This window comes from Humiphilus diazotrophicus (genome assembly GCF_059726315.1).
Window position 1 is genome coordinate 4,663,511 of record NZ_AP040870.1, and the last position, 17,231, is coordinate 4,680,741.

Below are 17,231 nucleotides of genomic sequence, written 5' to 3' on the forward strand. Positions count from 1 at the left end.
CCGGCTAGCCGTTTACCGGGGGAGCTGTGGCAGACCGATCCAGAAGCGGTTGCTCCAATGGACGAAGACATTCATCGGACGATTTCTGAGCCGGTACAGCGCTTCCTGGTAAGGGCCGACGAAACGAAGCGGATCGGGAAGTTTGCGATAAATACGTGGTAGCCAACGAGCGGCTTGGTTGACAGCCTTCTGCTCTTCTTCGTGAAAGCTCAGATCGAACTCTTCCCGAAAGCGAGTTGGCAGCCATGCCGTTGTTAGAGCGCGGTACCAGTACGGCGGATGAATCCACGAACCGGCTCCGGACAAGATTGCATGAGCCATAGAACGCGAAAGCTGGTTGACCCCCAGCGCGTCCGATTCCCACATTTCGCGGTTATAGGCGGTGAAATCTTCCCAATTTTGAGGCAGAGCTTCGGAGGGTATTCCAAAGAGTGCTCCCGTTGTCTTGCTCTCCAAGTAATAATTTCCCTTTTCCTCTTCGGTAAGGGGTGGCAGGACTGCTTCATAAGCAATTAAGGCACTTTCGATAAGTGTCGCGTAAACCCATCGCAGTGCCCCGATTTCGTTTGCTTCATAAGGGGAGCCTTTCTTGTAACGGACGGTGTCTTCCGGCACTGTTCCTCGAATTCGGGAGTGCAAAAGATGCAGGCTGCGAGAAGCGGTGAGTGCCTGATTCAATGTTCCGAAGATCATGCTGAAGACAACGCGGAAGGTGTTGTGAAAGCGCGCAATCGGGTTGGAAAGCACGTTGGAGTGCTGGGCCAATGCTGCAACCACCCAGGGATGTGCAAGCTGCAAAAGTGCAGCTCGTCCCGCACCCAGGAATAACGCGGATTCACGATTAATTTTCCAGGTTAGGGAGGCAGGGCCGAAGATGCCTTCTTCAGGGACCTCGGTTTTGCGTTCAATCTGGGAGAGGAGTGCCTCCAGATCGTTTGCCGAGACCAGGGACGACGCTTTTGAGGGCTCCGTTTGCACGATATGAGGATACGGAAAATCGTCAGTAGATTGTCGAGAAAGCGCAATCCGGGTTGGTGTTTTCGGAGTTTCTTTGCCCCAGATTCGAGGCGGAGCGGGATTTCCCGCCTGCAAGTCCTCTGATTCCGCCTGTGGTACCTTTGAGGTTTGCTTCTCCTTCCGATTAAAATGAAGCACAACTGATTCTTCAGGATGTTCAGCAGGTGCTAGAGGATGGATTTAATGACGTTCTGCGTTAACACCAAAAGGAAGCGCTCCTTCCTAAAGTTGTTTAGTTTTGGGTTGTTCTTAGCTGTTTGTAGTGGCACCTTGCTGGCGCAGAAGGCTCCGGCAGCTCCGGCGAGCGACTCGACCTTGCCCAGGACTGAGATCTTTCTTGGCTACAACACCCTCGGAGTGTCGACGAAACTAACGACAAATTTGCCGAACGGTAGTGGTGCTCTTGTACCGACTACCAACACCTACAGTGCGAATCTCAATGGGTGGGGAACCTCCATCACCGGTTTTTTCACGGATCGCATTGGTGTGACTGCGGAATTCACAGCCGCATACGGTGAATACAACAAAAAGGGAACGACCTTGTATACCACTCTCTTCGGACCCACCTACAGGGTACCGATCAAGCGAGTGGGCACGAAGAACGTCACTGTTTTTGGCCGTGCCCTGGTGGGCGGTACTGTAGGCTCTTCGGGACTTTCTCCGGGTATGTTTGCGACATCAGGCAGTGTGAAGTACTTCACCATGGCATATGGTGGCGGTTTGGATATCAACTGGAAGAAGCACATCTCTCTGCGCCCTGTGCAGGCAGACTGGACTTTTGGTCGCGAGCCTGTTGATAACATCGTGCTGCACAATGTCGGCTGGCGGTATATGCCGGGTGTTGTGTTCACCTTCTAGGACTTCTCAGGGGAATCTGCCGGAAGCGACAGGTTCCCTTGTTTCCCTCCAACGGCTTACATCTCTCCTACCTCACCGACACTCTCCTGCAACTGCAATCCAGCGCACCTCTATCCACCTCGCAAGACCTATACCTTATTTGGCATCGACAAAGCTATCGCCCTGGAATTTGGGTATTCCGAAGTGTCCGCGAAGATGCAGTAGATCGAGTGGGCTCAACGTGCCGTTGATGGCAATGAGATTGAGATTTTCCGGGCTGGCCAGCAATACCACCATGCCTTCTACATTGGTGTGTTCGAAGCGAATCCAGAGATCCGTTCTGCCCGGATTCTCCGATGCTGCATGAGATTGAGCTGTTACCAGATGTTTCCATCCGTGGTCGTGATATTGCGCTCGAACCGAATCTAGTACGGCAGGATCGTACAGTCCCGGAGCCGGATAGCGAAAGCTGTGAACGGATATTCCTCGCAGTTTGGCCACAACTCTCCGGGTTTCTTCATCGTCGACAAAGTTATTGGCCAGGTCGAGCATGGTCTTGTCGAAGGTGAAGTCTGTATGGAAGCTTGCGTGCTGACTCAGCACTTCAACCCCGCGTGGAATCCAGTCATCGGACTGATTACTTTGCTGGGCCAATCCCGAACTTGAGACAAAGCAAAATAACCCTACTGCAATGGCAGAGGGAATACGCCAACGATGCCGCATATCTTATTCGACCCCCTGTGCGGAACAAAGTTTGCAGGTTTTACGGAAAAATCTGAGTGTAGACAACTTTTGTAAAAGCTCCCTTCCGGCAACCTCGAATGCTCTAGAAGAGACGATAGGCAAAACCAACGCTAAGACCATTCGGCTTCAGCCCATTGCTCGGTTGTCCGGAAATACCGGGAGCCGATGGCCAGAGCTGGTATTCATATTCGGCGCGAAGATACCAAGTACGCCGGATTCGGTAATCGATACCTCCTCCTGGTGCATATGCAAAATAGCTGCCGCTTCCAATGCTGAAGGGGTATTGAATCGATGCATGCCCGAACAAAAATTTCCCGTAGGGCTTGAGTCTGGCATAGGGTCGGAGATAGATCTTCGGTCCAATCAGATAAGTTTTTTCATTCTCGCCATGAAAGCTTCCAAAGTTCAGGAAGCGAGCTTCGCCCTCAACCGCGAAACGAGGCGAAAAATGATAATCCGCAAAGGCACCGATTCCATGCATCTTTACCGTGGAAGGGAAATCGGTCTTGAAGTAGGAATACTCACCACCGACAAGAAAGCGGGTATCTCCACCTTTGGCTGCTGGAACAACTTGTGCCATCAACGATGAGGAGTACAGCATAACTGCTAAGACGAATGACAGCTTGCCAAGTACTTGTCTTGTCCGGAATTCCCGATGCATGGCTGATCTGCAATAGCGCATATTGCCTGTTCCCCTAAAAGAGCGACTTGACGGTCAATTTCACTGTAGTCGAGTGACTCAGAGTGTTTCCCGATTCAGTTGTGCTTCCGGTAACTGTAACCGTGTAAGTTCCAGGAGTAGTGCCCCCGGTTAATGATCGGGGAGAACTGCAGCCGAACATCGCATTCAATGCAAAGATTGCCAGGACGGAGAGAAAAATTCCGGATCGTCGTACTCGTTTTGGCAGAAAGAGAAGAACAACACCGGCAAGAGCAACCGTCCGGGTAGGAAGCTGCCAGGGAATGGATGGCGATCTATTGGCGGCAGTGGTTTGAGCGGGAGCTGTTGTTTGTATGGTCCAAACAGCTGTACCGCTTCCATTCGAGATGGTCGCAGGGCTGAAAGTGCATGTCGTATTCTCTGGAAGATTCGAACAGGCTAATGAAACAGACAATGTGAATCCCGTTTGAGGAGTTACCGTGACCTTGAATGTTGCCGCTTCTCCTGTGTAAACGCTGGCTGAGGCCGGGGTTACCGAAATGCCGAAGTCGGCGGTAATAACTTCGTTGACTGTATTCGATGTGCTCGTGGTGTAGGGAATAGCTCCTGCATAAACAGCGGAAATAGGATGCGTCCCAACGGTTAATGAGCTAGTGGAATAGGTTGCAGTACTGTTGCTGAGTGTCGCTGTCGACAGGGTGGTGGTGTTGTTGTTGTCGTAGAAGGTCACTGTTCCCGTAGGAGTTGTAGAACTTCCTGCTACCGTAGCTGTACAGGTGACGGTCGTTCCATAAGTGGCAGGATTGGGTGTGCAGCTAAGGGTTGTCGCTGAAGTCAAGAGAGCTTGAACAACCTGTACGACGACATTCGAGGTGGAAGCGTAATGTGCCACTTCTCCTGTGTACGCCGCAGTGATTGAATGGCTGCCGACTACTAGAGAAGTTGTCGTAAAGGTGGCGCTACCGGAGCCTAGAGTACCTGTTCCAATTGCGGTCGTTCCGTCGTAGAAGGTGACAGTACCCGCCGGAATTCCATTCAGACTCGTAACGGTAGCAGTAAAGGTGACAGACTGCCCCAAATAGCTTGGGTTGGGAGAGCTGGTCAGTACCGTGCTAGTCGGATATGGAATCGTGACGTAGGCGATTACGCCGTCGTGCGTAGAGGCGCGATTGACTGTGCTTATGTCGTAGGTATCGGTAATGGGAAAATCGGCTCCGAAGCGGGCGTAGTCGATTCCTACAAGATCGCTCAGGTCAGAGGGAAAAAGAATATGATCGGGCTGCTGTGCGGAGCCATCTTCAACATAGGTATATCGATTCGTTGAAGCATTTGTTTTGCTGGTCGAGAGATTTATGGCGGAGGTCGTGGTGTTTGCGAGTCCGGCTGTGTTGTATGTGGAGTCGTAGAGCGTGACAAGTGAACCGCTGGAGGTATTTGCCGGTTCGTTGCCGTTGATGATTCCCAGGGTATCGACAAAACCGTCCGAAAATTCAAAGCTCTGAAAACCGCCAACGACAAAGAGATGTTCCCCCGCTGTCTGGTATGGTTCTATGACTTGTGTCGTCAGCTTTTCTGCCTCTTGTTCACGCTTCAGTCGTATCTCTGCGCCTTGCGTTGTATTGTCGATATTGCTGCGACTGAGCAGGCTCGTATTTAGAACAACAATGGGATAGTTTGCTGTACCGGTGCGGGGGATTTCCGCTGTAAGGACTAGAGGGCTGCGGTCAAATAGAGTCTCTGCTGTTCCTGAGGTGCTTGTATACGTGGCTGCTGCGAGCCGGCGTGCAATAGTGAGATTCTCAAGTTTGGACGCATTTACCAGGAAAGCATTGATATAACCATCTGAGTCGGCAGTCGAATAGGTCGATAGATCCGCATAGCTAGGCCCTCCGGCACTGGTGATTGCAGCCTCCAGCAGTGTGAGCGCTGCGGGCGTTACTCCCTGTACGGCAAGGATGTCCGGAGAGTGTTCGTAATTGACGATTGCGTTCGCCAGCTTTGTAATACGTTTTGTTTCTGCTGCAGTGAGATTATTCAGGTCCTGGGTTGCGATTGTGATTTGCCCGCTTGTTACAGGAGAAGTTGCAGCAGTGGCCTTGACCGAGTTGCTGGCAGAAAGGGAGCTTACCGTGTCGGCGGTTAATAACAGACCTGTATAGCCTTGTGTGCTGACGTGGTAATCGATAATTCCAATCAGATTGGAGCTTCCTGTATATAAAGTCCCCGCCGTGGCATTGATGGCTGTGCCCCCAAGTGTAGTAGTGTCTACCAGCAGCAATTGCGGATTTCCCGACCAGCGTTGCACCGTCGATGGAGCTGTCGTGGGTACGTTTTCCAGGTAGCTGATACCGGTCGTGCGAAATGGACGCGAGCTTGAACTTGAGTCGCTTGTGAGAACCGCCCAGAATTGTCCATTCGTAGTTGCTGTCTGGCTGGAGGGCGATACGGTGCCGCTTGTTCCCTGGGTGACGAGTAGAGAACTGCTGGACGGAACATTCACTCGCATCCCTTCAAAGGGAAGCCATTGTCCGAAGCTTCCTGCGCTATATAAGGAGCATGTACCGCTCGTCGCACTTGTCAGCGTTGCGGCTGAGATTGTGCTTGGCAAAGCATTCCCCGTTGAATTGGTGACTACATTCGTTGAATCCGGAGAGGTAATGTAAATCTGTGTCCCGGCATAGGCGGAGCCGTTCGAGGCCTGAACCAACCCGGTGACCGTGAGACTGTTTTGCAGAACAGCATTCGCAGGAACTCCCGATGGGGTATAAACGTAGATCCCCTCGGCGGTACAGATGTCGCTATCCATGCTTGAGTTCTCGATATAGAAACCATCCGAGAGCACAGCAATCACGATTCCCGTGGTTGTGACTGTTTGTCCTAGATAAGGAGAGTTGGGCAGATTCGTTTGGATAGCGTGAATATCAACGGTCGTTGCGGCTTCTATAGATCCCGGGGCAAAGAGCTTCAGAAGTAGAAGAATTAAGAACAGAAGCTGGTGAAACCTGCATCGTGAACGCAGGAAATATCCATGGCCACCTGAAGTGATCCGCATATGACGTCCCTCTTGCGAGCATTTCCCGAAAAGATGTAGATCGAAGCAATAGAAGTTGGCGCGGCTTTCCGCCGAAGAAAGCCGCTCTTCCCCTTACTTGGAAAGTTCACCGTATTTCGGGAAATGCCTTAAGTTCCAGTTGCGAGGAGATTCAGGCATGGGGTTCTCCTTGTCCTCGCTGGGGCCTGTTCGGCAAATCTGTTCCGTATAGACGTGAAATCGGGAAAAGAGAAAACACTCAGGCAAAGAATTGTTGGATTTTTCGTGGCTCGAAGCAGGGAACCGACAGGTACTCTCCGCGCGGGAATGTAGTGAAGCCCCGTCTAGGATGAGATCGCTTTGAGGTTTCAGTGTCGGTAACCGGCGATATGGGAAGGTTAGTTTTGTCCGGTTACCGATACTGAATATTCGTGCTAGAAGATGCGGTAGGCTATGCCTCCACTGATACCATTCGGAGTCAATCCATTGCTGGGTTGTCCTGGGATACCGGGAGCCGAAGGCCAGAACTGATATTCGTAATCGGCACGGAGATACCAATTGCGTTTGACCCGGTAATCAATACCTCCACCCGGAGCATAGGCGAAGTAGCTGCCGCTGCCGATGTTGAATGGATATTGGATAGAGCCACGGCCCAGAAGAAACTTTCCATAGGGCTTAATTCTGCCGAGAGGTCGAAGATAGATCTTCGGTCCGATGAGATAGGTCTTCTCATTTTCTCCATGGAAGTCGTCGAAGTAGATGAACCGGGCCTCTCCTTCGACGCCTATCCGCAAATTGAAATTGAAATCGACGAAGGCCCCCACTCCATGCATCTTGGCGGTAGAAGGGAAATCCGTCTTGAAGTAGGAGTACTGGCCACCAACCAGTAAGCGATCATTTCCACCTCTTGCGGCAGGAACAACCTGTGCCGAAAGGAGTCCCGGAGCCAGGATAAGGATTGCGAGTAATGAGAGCTTTCCAAGCACTTTTTCTATCCTCAAACGAAGACTTATTCCAGATTCGTAGTTGTGCATGTGCCTTTACCCTCAGAAAAGTGACTTGACGGTTAAGGTCACGTTTGCAGAGTGACTCACAACGTATCCTGACTCGTCTACGCTTGCGGTGACTGTAACGGTATAAGTGCCCGGCGTTGTTCCTCCTGTCAGCCTGCGCGGAGCGCTACAGCCGAGGATCGCATGAAAGGTGAGCACGAAGAGCAGCGCAAGAAATGCTCCGCGACGACGGAAACGTTTCGGAAGGAAGAACAGAGCGATTGCAGCTAGTCCGATGGAGCCAGTCGACATTTGCCAGGGGAATCCTGATTGTCGATTCACTGTAGCGGATTGCGAAGGTGCCGAAGTCTGAATAATCCACGTCGATTTTCCGCTACTGTTCGGTACCGGGTTTGGGGTAAACGTGCAGGAGGAATAATCCGGAAGATTCGAGCAGGAAAGAGGTGTGTCGAAGGTGAATCCCGCACCTGGAGTGATGGTTACAGTGAAGTTGGCTTTTTCTCCGGTATAGATAGATCCGGAAGAGGGGTTCACCGAAATGCTGAAATCTGCCCAGATCAACTCATTCACTGTATTGGAAGTACTGGTGTCGTATGGTGGGTTCCTTGCATAAACAGCAGTGATGGGGTGAAGTCCTGCTTTTAGCGCGCTGGTTGAGAGGGATGCGATGGCGCTTCCGCTCAAGTTCACTGTTCCCAACGTGGTTGTGCCGTCGTAAAACGTAATCGTGCCTGTCGTGGGACCCACGTGATTCGCAAGTCCGCTTGTCACCGATGCCGTACAGGTAACGGTCGTTCCGTATTGCGCTGGATTGGGCGAACAAGCAAGAGTCGTTACCGTGGGTATGTAAGCGACAACAACTTGCACCAGAGATGCTGTTGCCGGGTCATGGGCTAGATCGCCTGAATATACTGCCTTAACCGGGTGCGACCCTACCGCGAGGCTTGCTGTCGTGTACGTTGCTCTTAGGGTGGAATCCAACGTTACGGTGCTGACGAGTTGGTTATCGATATAGAAGCTGATAGTTCCGGTGGGCGGTCCTCCCGCTGGACTCGATACTGTAGCCGTAAAGGTGACTGAATCTCCGACATAAGAGGGATTCTCGGAGCTGGTTAAGGTGATATTCGTGTGCTGCGGAATAACGAAATATCCGATGACCGGATCATGGTCGGCATTATGGAGAGCAGTGCCGGTTGTGTTGAGATTTGCGGCCGGGAAGTCTGCGTTGACTCGCGCGTAGTCAACGGATGACCTTACGGCAAGATCGCTACTGATGACGATGTGGTCCGGCTGTTCCGAATTTCCACCCTCGATATAGGTATATCGTTGGGCAGCTTGAGTCGTACTTGTGAGATTGAGGGCATTCGGGGTTGTCAGATTCGGCAGACTGGACAGCGTGACAAAGTTTGTGGCAGCAGGATTGCCATCGATGGTTCCCATTACATCGACGTATCCATCTTGAACCTCGTGTTCGAAGGCATTGTAGTTCCCAACGGAGATAACAGATTCACTGTTGTCCTGGAAGGTCTGGATAACATGCTCCGCCACATATTCGGCCTGCGCCTGACGACGGTGCCGGACATCGTCTCCTGTTGCCGCGTCATCGATCTTGGTGCGATCCAGAAGATTGTTGATGACGACGATCAAAGATTTGGTTGCTGAATCCGGATAGGGGTCCGTCTCGGCACGAGTGACCTTTACGTGAAGAACAAAGGGTGGTCTGTCGAAGAGCGGGTATGTCGTTTCGCTTGGAGCTTTGTAGTTCAGGTTCTGGCCATATTGTTCCGCTGCCGGGATCTGTACCTTCGAGGGATTGAACAAGACCCCATTTGCTAAGCCAGAGGTGTCGTTGCCTGCAATCCAAAGGACACTATAAGTAGGATCGGTTTTGCCTGCTGCCGATGCTGCTCTGCTGACAGCTGCGGACAGGTCGAGCAGAGTCTGTTCATTTTCTGCTTCCTGGACAGCAACAATGTCAGGGGTATTTTCGTAATTAACAATAGAAGCCGCGGCTTTCGTCAGGCGACGAGCATAGGCATCGGAAGTGATGCTTATAGCCGCGCTAGCTGCTGCTGTTTTGGACGTGTAGAAGAATCTTCCTAAATCCTGAGTTGCAACGGTGAGCTCTCCGCTTACAGGCGTTCTTGCTGCCGACCCCTGCATTGCTCCGGAGTGGGTGGAATATCCGCCGGAACTGGAGAGCAGGAGTGCTGTCTCGTTCGTTGTTTCGGTCAGAGTCGCGCGGTAGTCCACAATCCCGGAGAGAGCGGTGACCGTTTCTCCCACGGTGACGTCGAGAGGCGTTCCTCCCAAGGACGCGCTGTCAATCAGGAAACGCTGCGGATTTCCTGTCCAGGTTGGAATCGTATTGGGTGCTCCTGTGGGAGCTATATCGTAAGGACTGAATCCGGTCTGCCGAAATGTTCTGTCGAGTGCGGGTGCGACTGCGACTGCATAAAACTGCCCGCTGGAGGTAACTGTTTCGGTGGGCTCATCGAGAGTTCCTCCCGTGGCGGAAACAGTTTTTACCGAGGTCAGCGTGGCCAGCATGCCCTGAAATTTCAGAAACTGTCCGAATTGATAATTCGCAGCGGAAGCGGGCAGATTTGTGTCGAGAGATATGGCTTGCGGGAATGCCACACCGGTATTCAGAACCGTTGGAGCAGAGGAAAGATTGATCTGGAGTCCGGAGGTGGCCGAAGTTGGTGTCGAGAGTACTACTGTCCCGGCAACTTGCAGTTCATTATGCAGGGCAACCGTGCCTGCGGGTATGGTTACACCGTTTGTTAAGACGAAGATTCCCTCCGTCCCCGCCGTCGGAGTACTCCAGTCCGCCTGCTTATTTTCAATGTAGAAGCCACTTGGGAGTATCCCGATGACAACTCCCGAGGTTGTCACCGGCTGGTTGTAGTACGGGGACAGCGTGGGATTAGTCGGGTTCGATTGAATGGAATGAATATTGACCGTTTGAGCTTGAGCCGTTATGGAAATGAGCAGCAGGAGCAGAAAGAGGGGGAAGAGAAGGATAGACCTGTGCGAGTTGCGCCGCACTACCAATGGAATGAATCCAGGGCCGCCTGAAGTGATCCGCATATTTACTTTCCTTTAATTGCGTACAATTCGCGGCTGTCAGGGTATCCGTGTTCCGAAGAAACCCGTCAGCTGCCAATGATTCCTTGTCAGTCCCGCACCGGTGATTCCGACCCACGATGGATGAAACGAGAGCCAGCAGCGTATAGAGTGGAATTGCGCAGAGGCACAGAGGTCGTCAATTCCCTGGTGCAGAACAGCCCGTGTGTCAGTCGGACCCGGAACCCTAGAGCACCCCGTATTGTCGCCTAAAGTGTTGCACCAGACCTTAGAGCACGCTTATTAGAGTTTCTAACAACGGGGTTCCAAGCCAAGCGCAGAGGAGTGACGATGGAAGTTCTCTACTCGCATTGTGCTGGACTGGATGTGCATAAAGAGACGGTGGTGGCCTGCGTTCGCCATATGAGCCAAGGCAAGGTTAAGACCATAGTCCGCACTTTCAAGACGATCACGCAGGAGTTGATGGCGTTATCGGATTGGCTAGCCGGGGAAGGTGTTACGCATATCGCCATGGAGGCGACTGGGGTCTATTGGAAGCCGGTCTGGCACATACTGGCCGATGGCGAGTTTCAATTGACACTGGCCAATGCGGCACAGGTGAAAAATGTGCCCGGTCGCAAGACCGACGTCAACGATGCGATGTGGTTGGCCGATCTGATAGCGCACGGTCTGATCAAAGCCAGCTTTGTTCCCGATGAACCAACCCAACAAATGCGCGACCTGCTACGCACGCGTAAGCAGATCGTACGGGAGCGAGCTGGTCACATCCAGCGCATCCAAAAGACGCTGGAAGACGCCAACATCAAGCTAGATAGCGTAGTGACAGACATTGTGGGGCTCAGCGGCCGACGCATTTTGGAAGCGCTCATCGCCGGTCAAACCGCACCACAAGCTTTGGCGGCGTTAGCTCACTGGCGCATTCACGCTTCGGCAGAGGAGTTGGAGGCGTCGCTACGCGGTCGGCTTACCCGGCATCACCGCTTTCTGCTCAAACTACATCTGGATCAGATCGATGCCTTGACGGCTAGCATCGCCAGCCTCGACGAGGAGGTGAACACTAACGTGGAACCCTTTCGCGCCGCCGTCGAACTGCTGAACTCTATTCCCGGCTTTAGTCCCCTCGCGGCTCAGGTGCTGGTCTCTGAGATCGGCATCGATATGACTCGCTTTGAGACCTCCGGTCACTTGATCTCGTGGGCAGGACTATGTCCCCGCAACGACCAAAGCGCTGGTAAACGCCGTTCTACGCGCTTGAAGAAAGGGGCACCCTGGCTGAAAACGACTCTGGTGCAGTGCGCCTGGGCAGCCAGCCGCACCAAAGGAAGTTATTTCCAGGCCCAGTACCACCGTTTGCGAGCACGACGGGGTTCGAAAAAAGCCGTCTGTGCGGTAGCTGCTTCTTTACTCACTACCGCCTATCACATGCTCAAGAATGGCACCGTCTATCAGGACCTAGGTGCTGACCATTTCGATCCTCACAATAAACAAAGACACGCCTTGCGTTTACTCAAGCGGCTCGAAAATCTCGGCTTCGCTGTCCAGATTCAACCCATCCTCGCTTGAATATACAAGAGATGTTTCTTATTAGGGGAGGAATCAAGCCCCCAATCAAACGACGAAACGAATGAAGGTGCAACGTGGTCCCATTCCTGAGGTTTGCTCCTGAATGAAATCAGTTAATGCCAAGGGGCCCAAAAGACAGATGCGTTTAGATTGTATGCACGTGTGTGACGAATTTTCGAGAGTTGTCTGAAAATTCTTTAAGAATCAAGAGCATAAACGTCTCTTCTGGCATTCCCGCGTAGATATTTGGATGCCAGGGGCAGCACAATCGTGCTGGTTCGGAAAGCACTATAAATATTGGCCTTAGTTTCTCTAAACCCAAGGCCAATGAAATTGCTTCCGCCACGCTGAAGTGCTGCGGTCGTCAGGACTATTGATGAAGAGCATTCTTAATCAGGAAGAGGACGTTTGCCGGTCGCTCTGCCAGACGGCGCATGAAGTAGGGATACCACTCACTCCCAAAGGGAACATAGACCCGAACTCCGAATCCCTCTTCAATGAGAGAGCGTTGCAAATCGCGCCTGATTCCATAGAGCATTTGGAATTCAAACCGTGACGGTTCAATCCTATTTTCGCGGACGTAGCGGATGGCTTCCTGGATCAAGTTCTCATCGTGGGTAGCTAGCCCGTGATAGACAGGACTATCCAGCAGGGTCTTCATCAATTTGCTGTAGTTGATATCGACATCCTTTTTCAATGGGAAGGCTACTTCGGCTGGTTCTTTGTAGGCGCCCTTACAGAGCCGAATCCGGATTTTTTCGGAAAGCAGGGTTTGAATATCTTTCTCACTGCGATAAAGGTAGGACTGAATCACGATACCTACATGTCCGGCATTCCCGGGGATAGCATGCAGTTGCCGAACCATGTCGATCGTAATCTGGGTTAGAGCCGATCCTTCCATGTCGATACGAACAAAGTTGTTTGTAGAAGCAGCGTGGACCACCAGCTTTGAGGCGATGGAGAAGGCCATCTCCGGGTCCACTTCCAACCCGAGTTGGGTGAGCTTGACGCTGACGTTGGCCTGTAAGCGTCGAGCGATAATACAGTCGAGCAGACGATGGTAAACCTCGGCTGCTGCTTCGGCTTCCTGTTGTGTCGTGACGCTTTCGCCGAGGTTATCCAGCGTAGCGGTGGTGCCGTTGCGGTTGAGTGTTTCTGTAGCTCGAAGAGCATCTTCAATTTCCATGCCTGCCACAAAACGTGAAGACATGCGTTGACCAAGAGTGGATCTTTCTGAGAAAGAGCGAAGACGTTTGTTTTGCGAAAGTGCGATAAAAGTCGAGCGAAGCAGAGGCATAGTAGAGGATTCTGATCTTTCCTTTGCAGCAACGCGATTCGAATTCATTCTCGCATGCGGAGACGGATCTGGATAACTCCTTCAGAGAAGATGGACCATATCAGGAAACTAATCATTCTCCGACTAAATTACTCAAAAAAGGTTGACATCAACGTACATTCCATCGGAATATAAAGCCCCATTCGGTAAGTGGGACACTCTTCCCCTAGGCGTAAGAAATTTAAGCAAGGATTCACCCCGTTTTCATCGGGGAAAGAGATAACTCAAGGTAGCAGCCTGACATCACAATCGGAAAGAAGCCTGCCATTAAGCTCTTTCAGATGACGGGGCCTGTTGCAGGTGCTCAAGTGCAACCCCGGAAGATAAAAGAAAGCCTAGCCAGCGGATGTTGAAGAGAGAGGATGCAGCATCCGGGGACTGGAATGGAGAATTCTATGGTCAACAGTTGCGCCAATCCGAACTGCGGAAAGCCACTGCACTATCTACGTGAGGGGCGGATTTTCGTTTTTGATATGCCGGATCCTAAAGCTCCAAAGGGTGCCAAACATAACCACCTCGAACACTTCTGGCTTTGCGGCGCGTGTTCGGAAACGCTGCTATTGGAGCAGGTGTCGGGCGGTGTCCGGCTCGTGCCGAAGCGAGTATCACGCCCCAAGCGGGCAGTTCCGCTGTCCGACGAAGCCTTGGCATCATAAAGTTGATCCGAGACTCTGAATAAAAAGCGCCTCCAAAGATGGGGGCGCTTTTTATATTCGTATTAGTAGATCGTTTTAATAAGTTAACCTCTTCCAGAATACCTCTCCATAACTTCCTTTCTAGATATAGACATCAATCAAGGAAACGTTATATCTGCCAGAACAATTCAAGTTCGCTAGTGGCCGTTCCAAATATTCTATGCAGCCTTATCTTGGAGCAGGTTGCGGCGCATCTGCCAGGGCATAGGCCAGGACAGACATAACTGCCGCATTTTCCTTGAGTTCTTGCGGGTTTACTTTGTCGAAGGTATCAGCTGGCGTGTGATGGTAATTGAAATAAAAGCGGCTATCTTGATTCGGTGCAAAGGTTGGTATGCCTCGTGCTGTTAGAAAGTCTATATCTGCTCCGGTTTCATCGCCTCTGGAGACAGTGGCAGCTCCAATCGGCAGGAGAACGTCTGAAACCGGACGTAGCCATTGCTGCAGCTCCGACTTTCCCGCGTAAAGAATTCCCGTTGGATGTCCTGCTCCGAGGTCCGCTTCGATTGCTCCTACATGTCGATCGACCACGGACGCATAATCGTGTGCATAGCTCTCCGCTCCTTGCGAGCCTTCCTCTTCCGCCATCCAGGCCACGAAGCGAATGGTTCGTCGCGGGTGGAGTCCAAGCTGCTTCATCAAACGAATAGCTTCCATAGCAGCTGCGACACCTGCTCCATCATCGATAGCCCCGGTAGCCAGATCCCAGGAATCCAGATGTCCTGATACGATGACCACTTCTTCCGGGTGCTCTGTGCCTTTCCAATCGGCAATCACGTTGAAGCTGGGGGCCGGATCTAAAGTCTGTGGCGTTAGTGTCAGGTGCATTGTCACAGGACCCTGTGCAGTCAGATTGGCCAGCAAGTCTGCATCTTCGGCAGCTATAGCTGCGGCTGGAATTTTGTTCGTTCCGGGGGCGTAGTGAGTGAGGCCTGTGTGGGGAAGGCGGTAATCGGCTCCTCCTACTGAGCGAACCAATGCCGCAACTGCTCCATATTGGGCTGCTACCATGGGTCCGGCTCCGCGATACGCAACACCTTGGACATAGGCGTCGCCTCCCTGGCCCTGCATTGCCAACTGCTTGTCAAAGGGTTCATTGAAGACCAGAATTTTTCCCTTCACCTGATCTTTCGACAGATTTTTCAGTTCCGCAAAAGATTTGACCACAATCACGGGAGCCTGAATTCCGGATGGCGGAGTTGCAATGCTGCCTCCGAGTGCGGTGAGCACGATCTTCTGGGTTGTGCCACTTGCTTGTCCGGGCCAAGTGGTAAGCTGAGCTGTTTCTTCCCCTCGTATCCAGTGGGGCACCGTGGTCTTTTCCAAAGAGACTTCGGCTCCAAGCGCACGCATCTCGCCGGCAACATATTCAACGGCCTTTTGTGCTTGGGGCGATCCGGCAAGACGTGGGCCGATGTTGTCGGTTAAATGACGAAGCTCATCGATGGGATAGGCGTCTTGCATGGCTGCATCGCGAATTCGAGCCATAGTGGCGAGCTGAGCATCGGTCCAGACGCCAGGAGGTGGAGAAAGCAGGGCGTCCAAACGTTGTTGAATCGTGGGGGGTGTCTGAGCGAAACCTGCAACGGCAAAGAAGGTGGCAGAAGCTGCCAGCAAGATTCGAAAGGGGATCTTCATGGGCGGATGCTATCACGACGTATTTCGTTTTGGAGCGTCCCTTCTATTGCCGGTGCGTAATACGTGGTAGAAGAGAAGAAGTCTTCCCCGCACCAGATATCCCAAAGGGAGGAGATAGGAATGCGACAAATCTCTCGCCTAACGGCATTTTTTGCAGTTTTGCTATTTTCGGTTAGCTCTCTTTTAGCTCAGCAAGGTCTTCCGGTTATCGCGGTCGACCACGGTCCAAATTCTTCTGAGGTGCTTCAACGCCACTATGTCGTAATGGTTTCGCTGGACGGCTTTCGGTACGATTTCCTAAAGAAGTACGGAGCTTCGCACCTGCTGGCCATCGCAAAACGCGGAGCGACATCCCCGGATGGCATCATCCCTTCGTATCCATCTCTGACTTTTCCGAATCATCTGGCCTTGATCACCGGACTTTATCCCGAGCATCACGGCATTGTTGCGAACAAGTTCTACGATCCCGAGCGTAAAGAACGATATTCGATCAGTGATCCTAAGACCGTTACGGATGGAAGTTGGTACGGTGGAGTTCCTCTTTGGTCCTTAGCAGAGAAGCAGGGAATGAGGGCAGCTTGTTTCTTCTGGCCAGGATCCGATGCGGAGATTGCGGGCGTACGCCCGAGCTATTATCTGAAATTTGACGATAAGCTCGACGACACGAAGCGCGTTACACAGATTCTGGATTGGCTCCGTCTACCCGAAGCGCAACGGCCTCACTTTCTTACTCTGTATTTTTCGAATGTCGATCATGCTGCTCATAGCTATGGTCCGGATGCTCCGGAAACGCGGGTTGCCGTTAAGCGCGTGGACGAACTAATCGGAAAGCTGGAAGCGGGTTTGGCTGCCACGCATCTTCCGGTCGATCTGATTGTTGTGAGCGATCACGGCATGCAAAAGGTCGAGCGAACCTGGATCACCTTGGATAAGTATGCCGATTTGAGCAACTTCAAGACTGAAGGGCCTCAGTTATATCCAAAGAGCGAAGCCGATGCTGCAAAGGCCTATCAGCAGCTAAAGGCCGCGAGCGCAGATTTCCTGGTCTATCGCCAGAAGGATGTTCCTGCAGGACTGAACTTCAACAGCAATCCACGTGAGGGAGATCCCGTTATTGTTGCAAACGGCCCGTATGAGCTCCGGGCTCATGCTCCCGCTGCATGTAACAAAAAGGAAGATAAGACCGTTGGATCCGGAGTGCAGGGAAGCGATTCCACAAATGTCGTCAATTACGACAGCACCCCTCGTAAGGGAGACCCGGTTACGGTGTCGAATGGACCAACCGATCTCGCCGTATCTAGCTCTGAAAACTGTAAAGAAGACAAGCCACCGATGATCGGAGCTCACGGCTTCGATCCCAGAAAATTCATTACTATGCGTGGAATATTTCTGGCCGAAGGTCCGGATATCAAATCTGGGGTGACGCTACAGCCCTTTGAGAATGTGAATGTGTACCCGTTGGTCGCCCATATTCTGGGCTTGGAAATCGGAAAGATCGATGGGAGCCTAAACGTGCTCTCGGGAGTATTGAAAGAAAGCTATTAGAGCAGGAGCGGTGCTTTCGATGGGCAGCAACGCTGAATACCAATAATATTCAATTGACCAT

Annotated in this window: 12 protein-coding genes; 4 read left to right on the top strand and 8 right to left on the bottom strand. The window is 52.0% G+C overall.

Annotated elements, in window-relative coordinates:
* Positions 1 to 12 precede the first annotated feature (12 nt).
* Positions 13 to 1,155, bottom strand: a complete 1,143-nt coding sequence (locus AC6I7T_RS19625; RefSeq protein WP_497789211.1) for an oxygenase MpaB family protein — start codon at positions 1,153 to 1,155, stop codon at positions 13 to 15.
* 45 nt (positions 1,156 to 1,200) lie between these two features.
* On the opposite strand from AC6I7T_RS19625, the gene AC6I7T_RS19630 reads away from it, so the two are divergent.
* A complete protein-coding gene (locus AC6I7T_RS19630; protein ID WP_497789212.1) occupies positions 1,201 to 1,875 on the top strand; it encodes a hypothetical protein in 675 nt (224 codons plus the stop codon).
* Between the two features lie 135 nt (positions 1,876 to 2,010).
* On the opposite strand, the gene AC6I7T_RS19635 is transcribed toward AC6I7T_RS19630, so the two are convergent.
* From AC6I7T_RS19635 to AC6I7T_RS19655, 5 genes are all read right to left on the bottom strand, one after another.
* Complete coding sequence (locus tag AC6I7T_RS19635; protein ID WP_497789213.1) at positions 2,011 to 2,577, bottom strand: DUF4252 domain-containing protein; 567 nt, start codon at positions 2,575 to 2,577, stop codon at positions 2,011 to 2,013.
* 103 nt (positions 2,578 to 2,680) lie between these two features.
* Positions 2,681 to 3,280 (bottom strand): porin family protein, encoded by a 600-nt coding sequence (locus AC6I7T_RS19640; protein ID WP_497789215.1) that lies wholly within the window; start codon positions 3,278 to 3,280, stop codon positions 2,681 to 2,683.
* 13 nt (positions 3,281 to 3,293) lie between these two features.
* Positions 3,294 to 6,311, bottom strand: coding sequence for an Ig-like domain repeat protein (locus tag AC6I7T_RS19645; protein WP_497789216.1), 3,018 nt, complete (start codon positions 6,309 to 6,311; stop codon positions 3,294 to 3,296).
* Positions 6,312 to 6,724: 413 nt separating this feature from the next.
* A complete protein-coding gene (locus AC6I7T_RS19650) occupies positions 6,725 to 7,324 on the bottom strand; it encodes an outer membrane beta-barrel protein (protein WP_497789218.1) in 600 nt (199 codons plus the stop codon).
* Positions 7,325 to 7,336: 12 nt separating this feature from the next.
* The gene (locus AC6I7T_RS19655) at positions 7,337 to 10,396 is read right to left on the bottom strand and encodes an Ig-like domain repeat protein (protein ID WP_497789219.1); all 3,060 of its coding nucleotides are present in this window, start codon (positions 10,394 to 10,396) and stop codon (positions 7,337 to 7,339) included.
* Between the two features lie 327 nt (positions 10,397 to 10,723).
* Here AC6I7T_RS19655 and AC6I7T_RS19660 point away from each other — a divergent pair, with 327 nt between their 5' ends.
* Complete coding sequence (locus tag AC6I7T_RS19660) at positions 10,724 to 11,956, top strand: IS110 family RNA-guided transposase (RefSeq protein WP_497789221.1); 1,233 nt, start codon at positions 10,724 to 10,726, stop codon at positions 11,954 to 11,956.
* A gap of 370 nt (positions 11,957 to 12,326) precedes the next feature.
* Here AC6I7T_RS19660 and AC6I7T_RS19665 read toward each other — a convergent pair whose 3' ends face one another.
* Entirely contained in the window at positions 12,327 to 13,166 is an 840-nt protein-coding gene (locus AC6I7T_RS19665) for a proline dehydrogenase family protein (protein ID WP_497789223.1), read from the bottom strand.
* A gap of 521 nt (positions 13,167 to 13,687) precedes the next feature.
* Here AC6I7T_RS19665 and AC6I7T_RS19670 point away from each other — a divergent pair.
* On the top strand, positions 13,688 to 13,948 hold the full coding sequence (locus AC6I7T_RS19670; protein ID WP_497789224.1) for a hypothetical protein: 261 nt from the start codon (positions 13,688 to 13,690) through the stop codon (positions 13,946 to 13,948).
* 207 nt (positions 13,949 to 14,155) lie between these two features.
* Here AC6I7T_RS19670 and AC6I7T_RS19675 read toward each other — a convergent pair whose 3' ends face one another.
* The gene (locus AC6I7T_RS19675; RefSeq protein WP_497789226.1) at positions 14,156 to 15,625 is read right to left on the bottom strand and encodes a M20/M25/M40 family metallo-hydrolase; all 1,470 of its coding nucleotides are present in this window, start codon (positions 15,623 to 15,625) and stop codon (positions 14,156 to 14,158) included.
* Positions 15,626 to 15,745: 120 nt separating this feature from the next.
* On the opposite strand from AC6I7T_RS19675, the gene AC6I7T_RS19680 reads away from it, so the two are divergent.
* Complete coding sequence (locus AC6I7T_RS19680) at positions 15,746 to 17,170, top strand: alkaline phosphatase family protein (RefSeq protein ID WP_497789227.1); 1,425 nt, start codon at positions 15,746 to 15,748, stop codon at positions 17,168 to 17,170.
* The last annotated feature ends 61 nt before the right edge of the window (positions 17,171 to 17,231 follow it).

What these genes read in the sequence shown, in the direction of transcription:
- AC6I7T_RS19635 (WP_497789213.1), bottom strand. Translation starts at nt 2,577, where the DNA reads ATGCGGCATCGTTGGCGTATTCCCTCTGCCATTGCAGTAGGGTTATTT.
- AC6I7T_RS19650 (WP_497789218.1), bottom strand. Translation starts at nt 7,324, where the DNA reads ATGCACAACTACGAATCTGGAATAAGTCTTCGTTTGAGGATAGAAAAA.
- AC6I7T_RS19670 (WP_497789224.1), top strand. Translation starts at nt 13,688, where the DNA reads ATGGTCAACAGTTGCGCCAATCCGAACTGCGGAAAGCCACTGCACTAT.
- AC6I7T_RS19655 (WP_497789219.1), bottom strand. Translation starts at nt 10,396, where the DNA reads ATGCGGATCACTTCAGGCGGCCCTGGATTCATTCCATTGGTAGTGCGG.
- AC6I7T_RS19680 (WP_497789227.1), top strand. Translation starts at nt 15,746, where the DNA reads ATGCGACAAATCTCTCGCCTAACGGCATTTTTTGCAGTTTTGCTATTT.
- AC6I7T_RS19665 (WP_497789223.1), bottom strand. Translation starts at nt 13,166, where the DNA reads ATGTCTTCACGTTTTGTGGCAGGCATGGAAATTGAAGATGCTCTTCGA.
- AC6I7T_RS19630 (WP_497789212.1), top strand. Translation starts at nt 1,201, where the DNA reads ATGACGTTCTGCGTTAACACCAAAAGGAAGCGCTCCTTCCTAAAGTTG.
- AC6I7T_RS19660 (WP_497789221.1), top strand. Translation starts at nt 10,724, where the DNA reads ATGGAAGTTCTCTACTCGCATTGTGCTGGACTGGATGTGCATAAAGAG.
- AC6I7T_RS19645 (WP_497789216.1), bottom strand. Translation starts at nt 6,311, where the DNA reads ATGCGGATCACTTCAGGTGGCCATGGATATTTCCTGCGTTCACGATGC.
- AC6I7T_RS19675 (WP_497789226.1), bottom strand. Translation starts at nt 15,625, where the DNA reads ATGAAGATCCCCTTTCGAATCTTGCTGGCAGCTTCTGCCACCTTCTTT.
- AC6I7T_RS19640 (WP_497789215.1), bottom strand. Translation starts at nt 3,280, where the DNA reads ATGCGCTATTGCAGATCAGCCATGCATCGGGAATTCCGGACAAGACAA.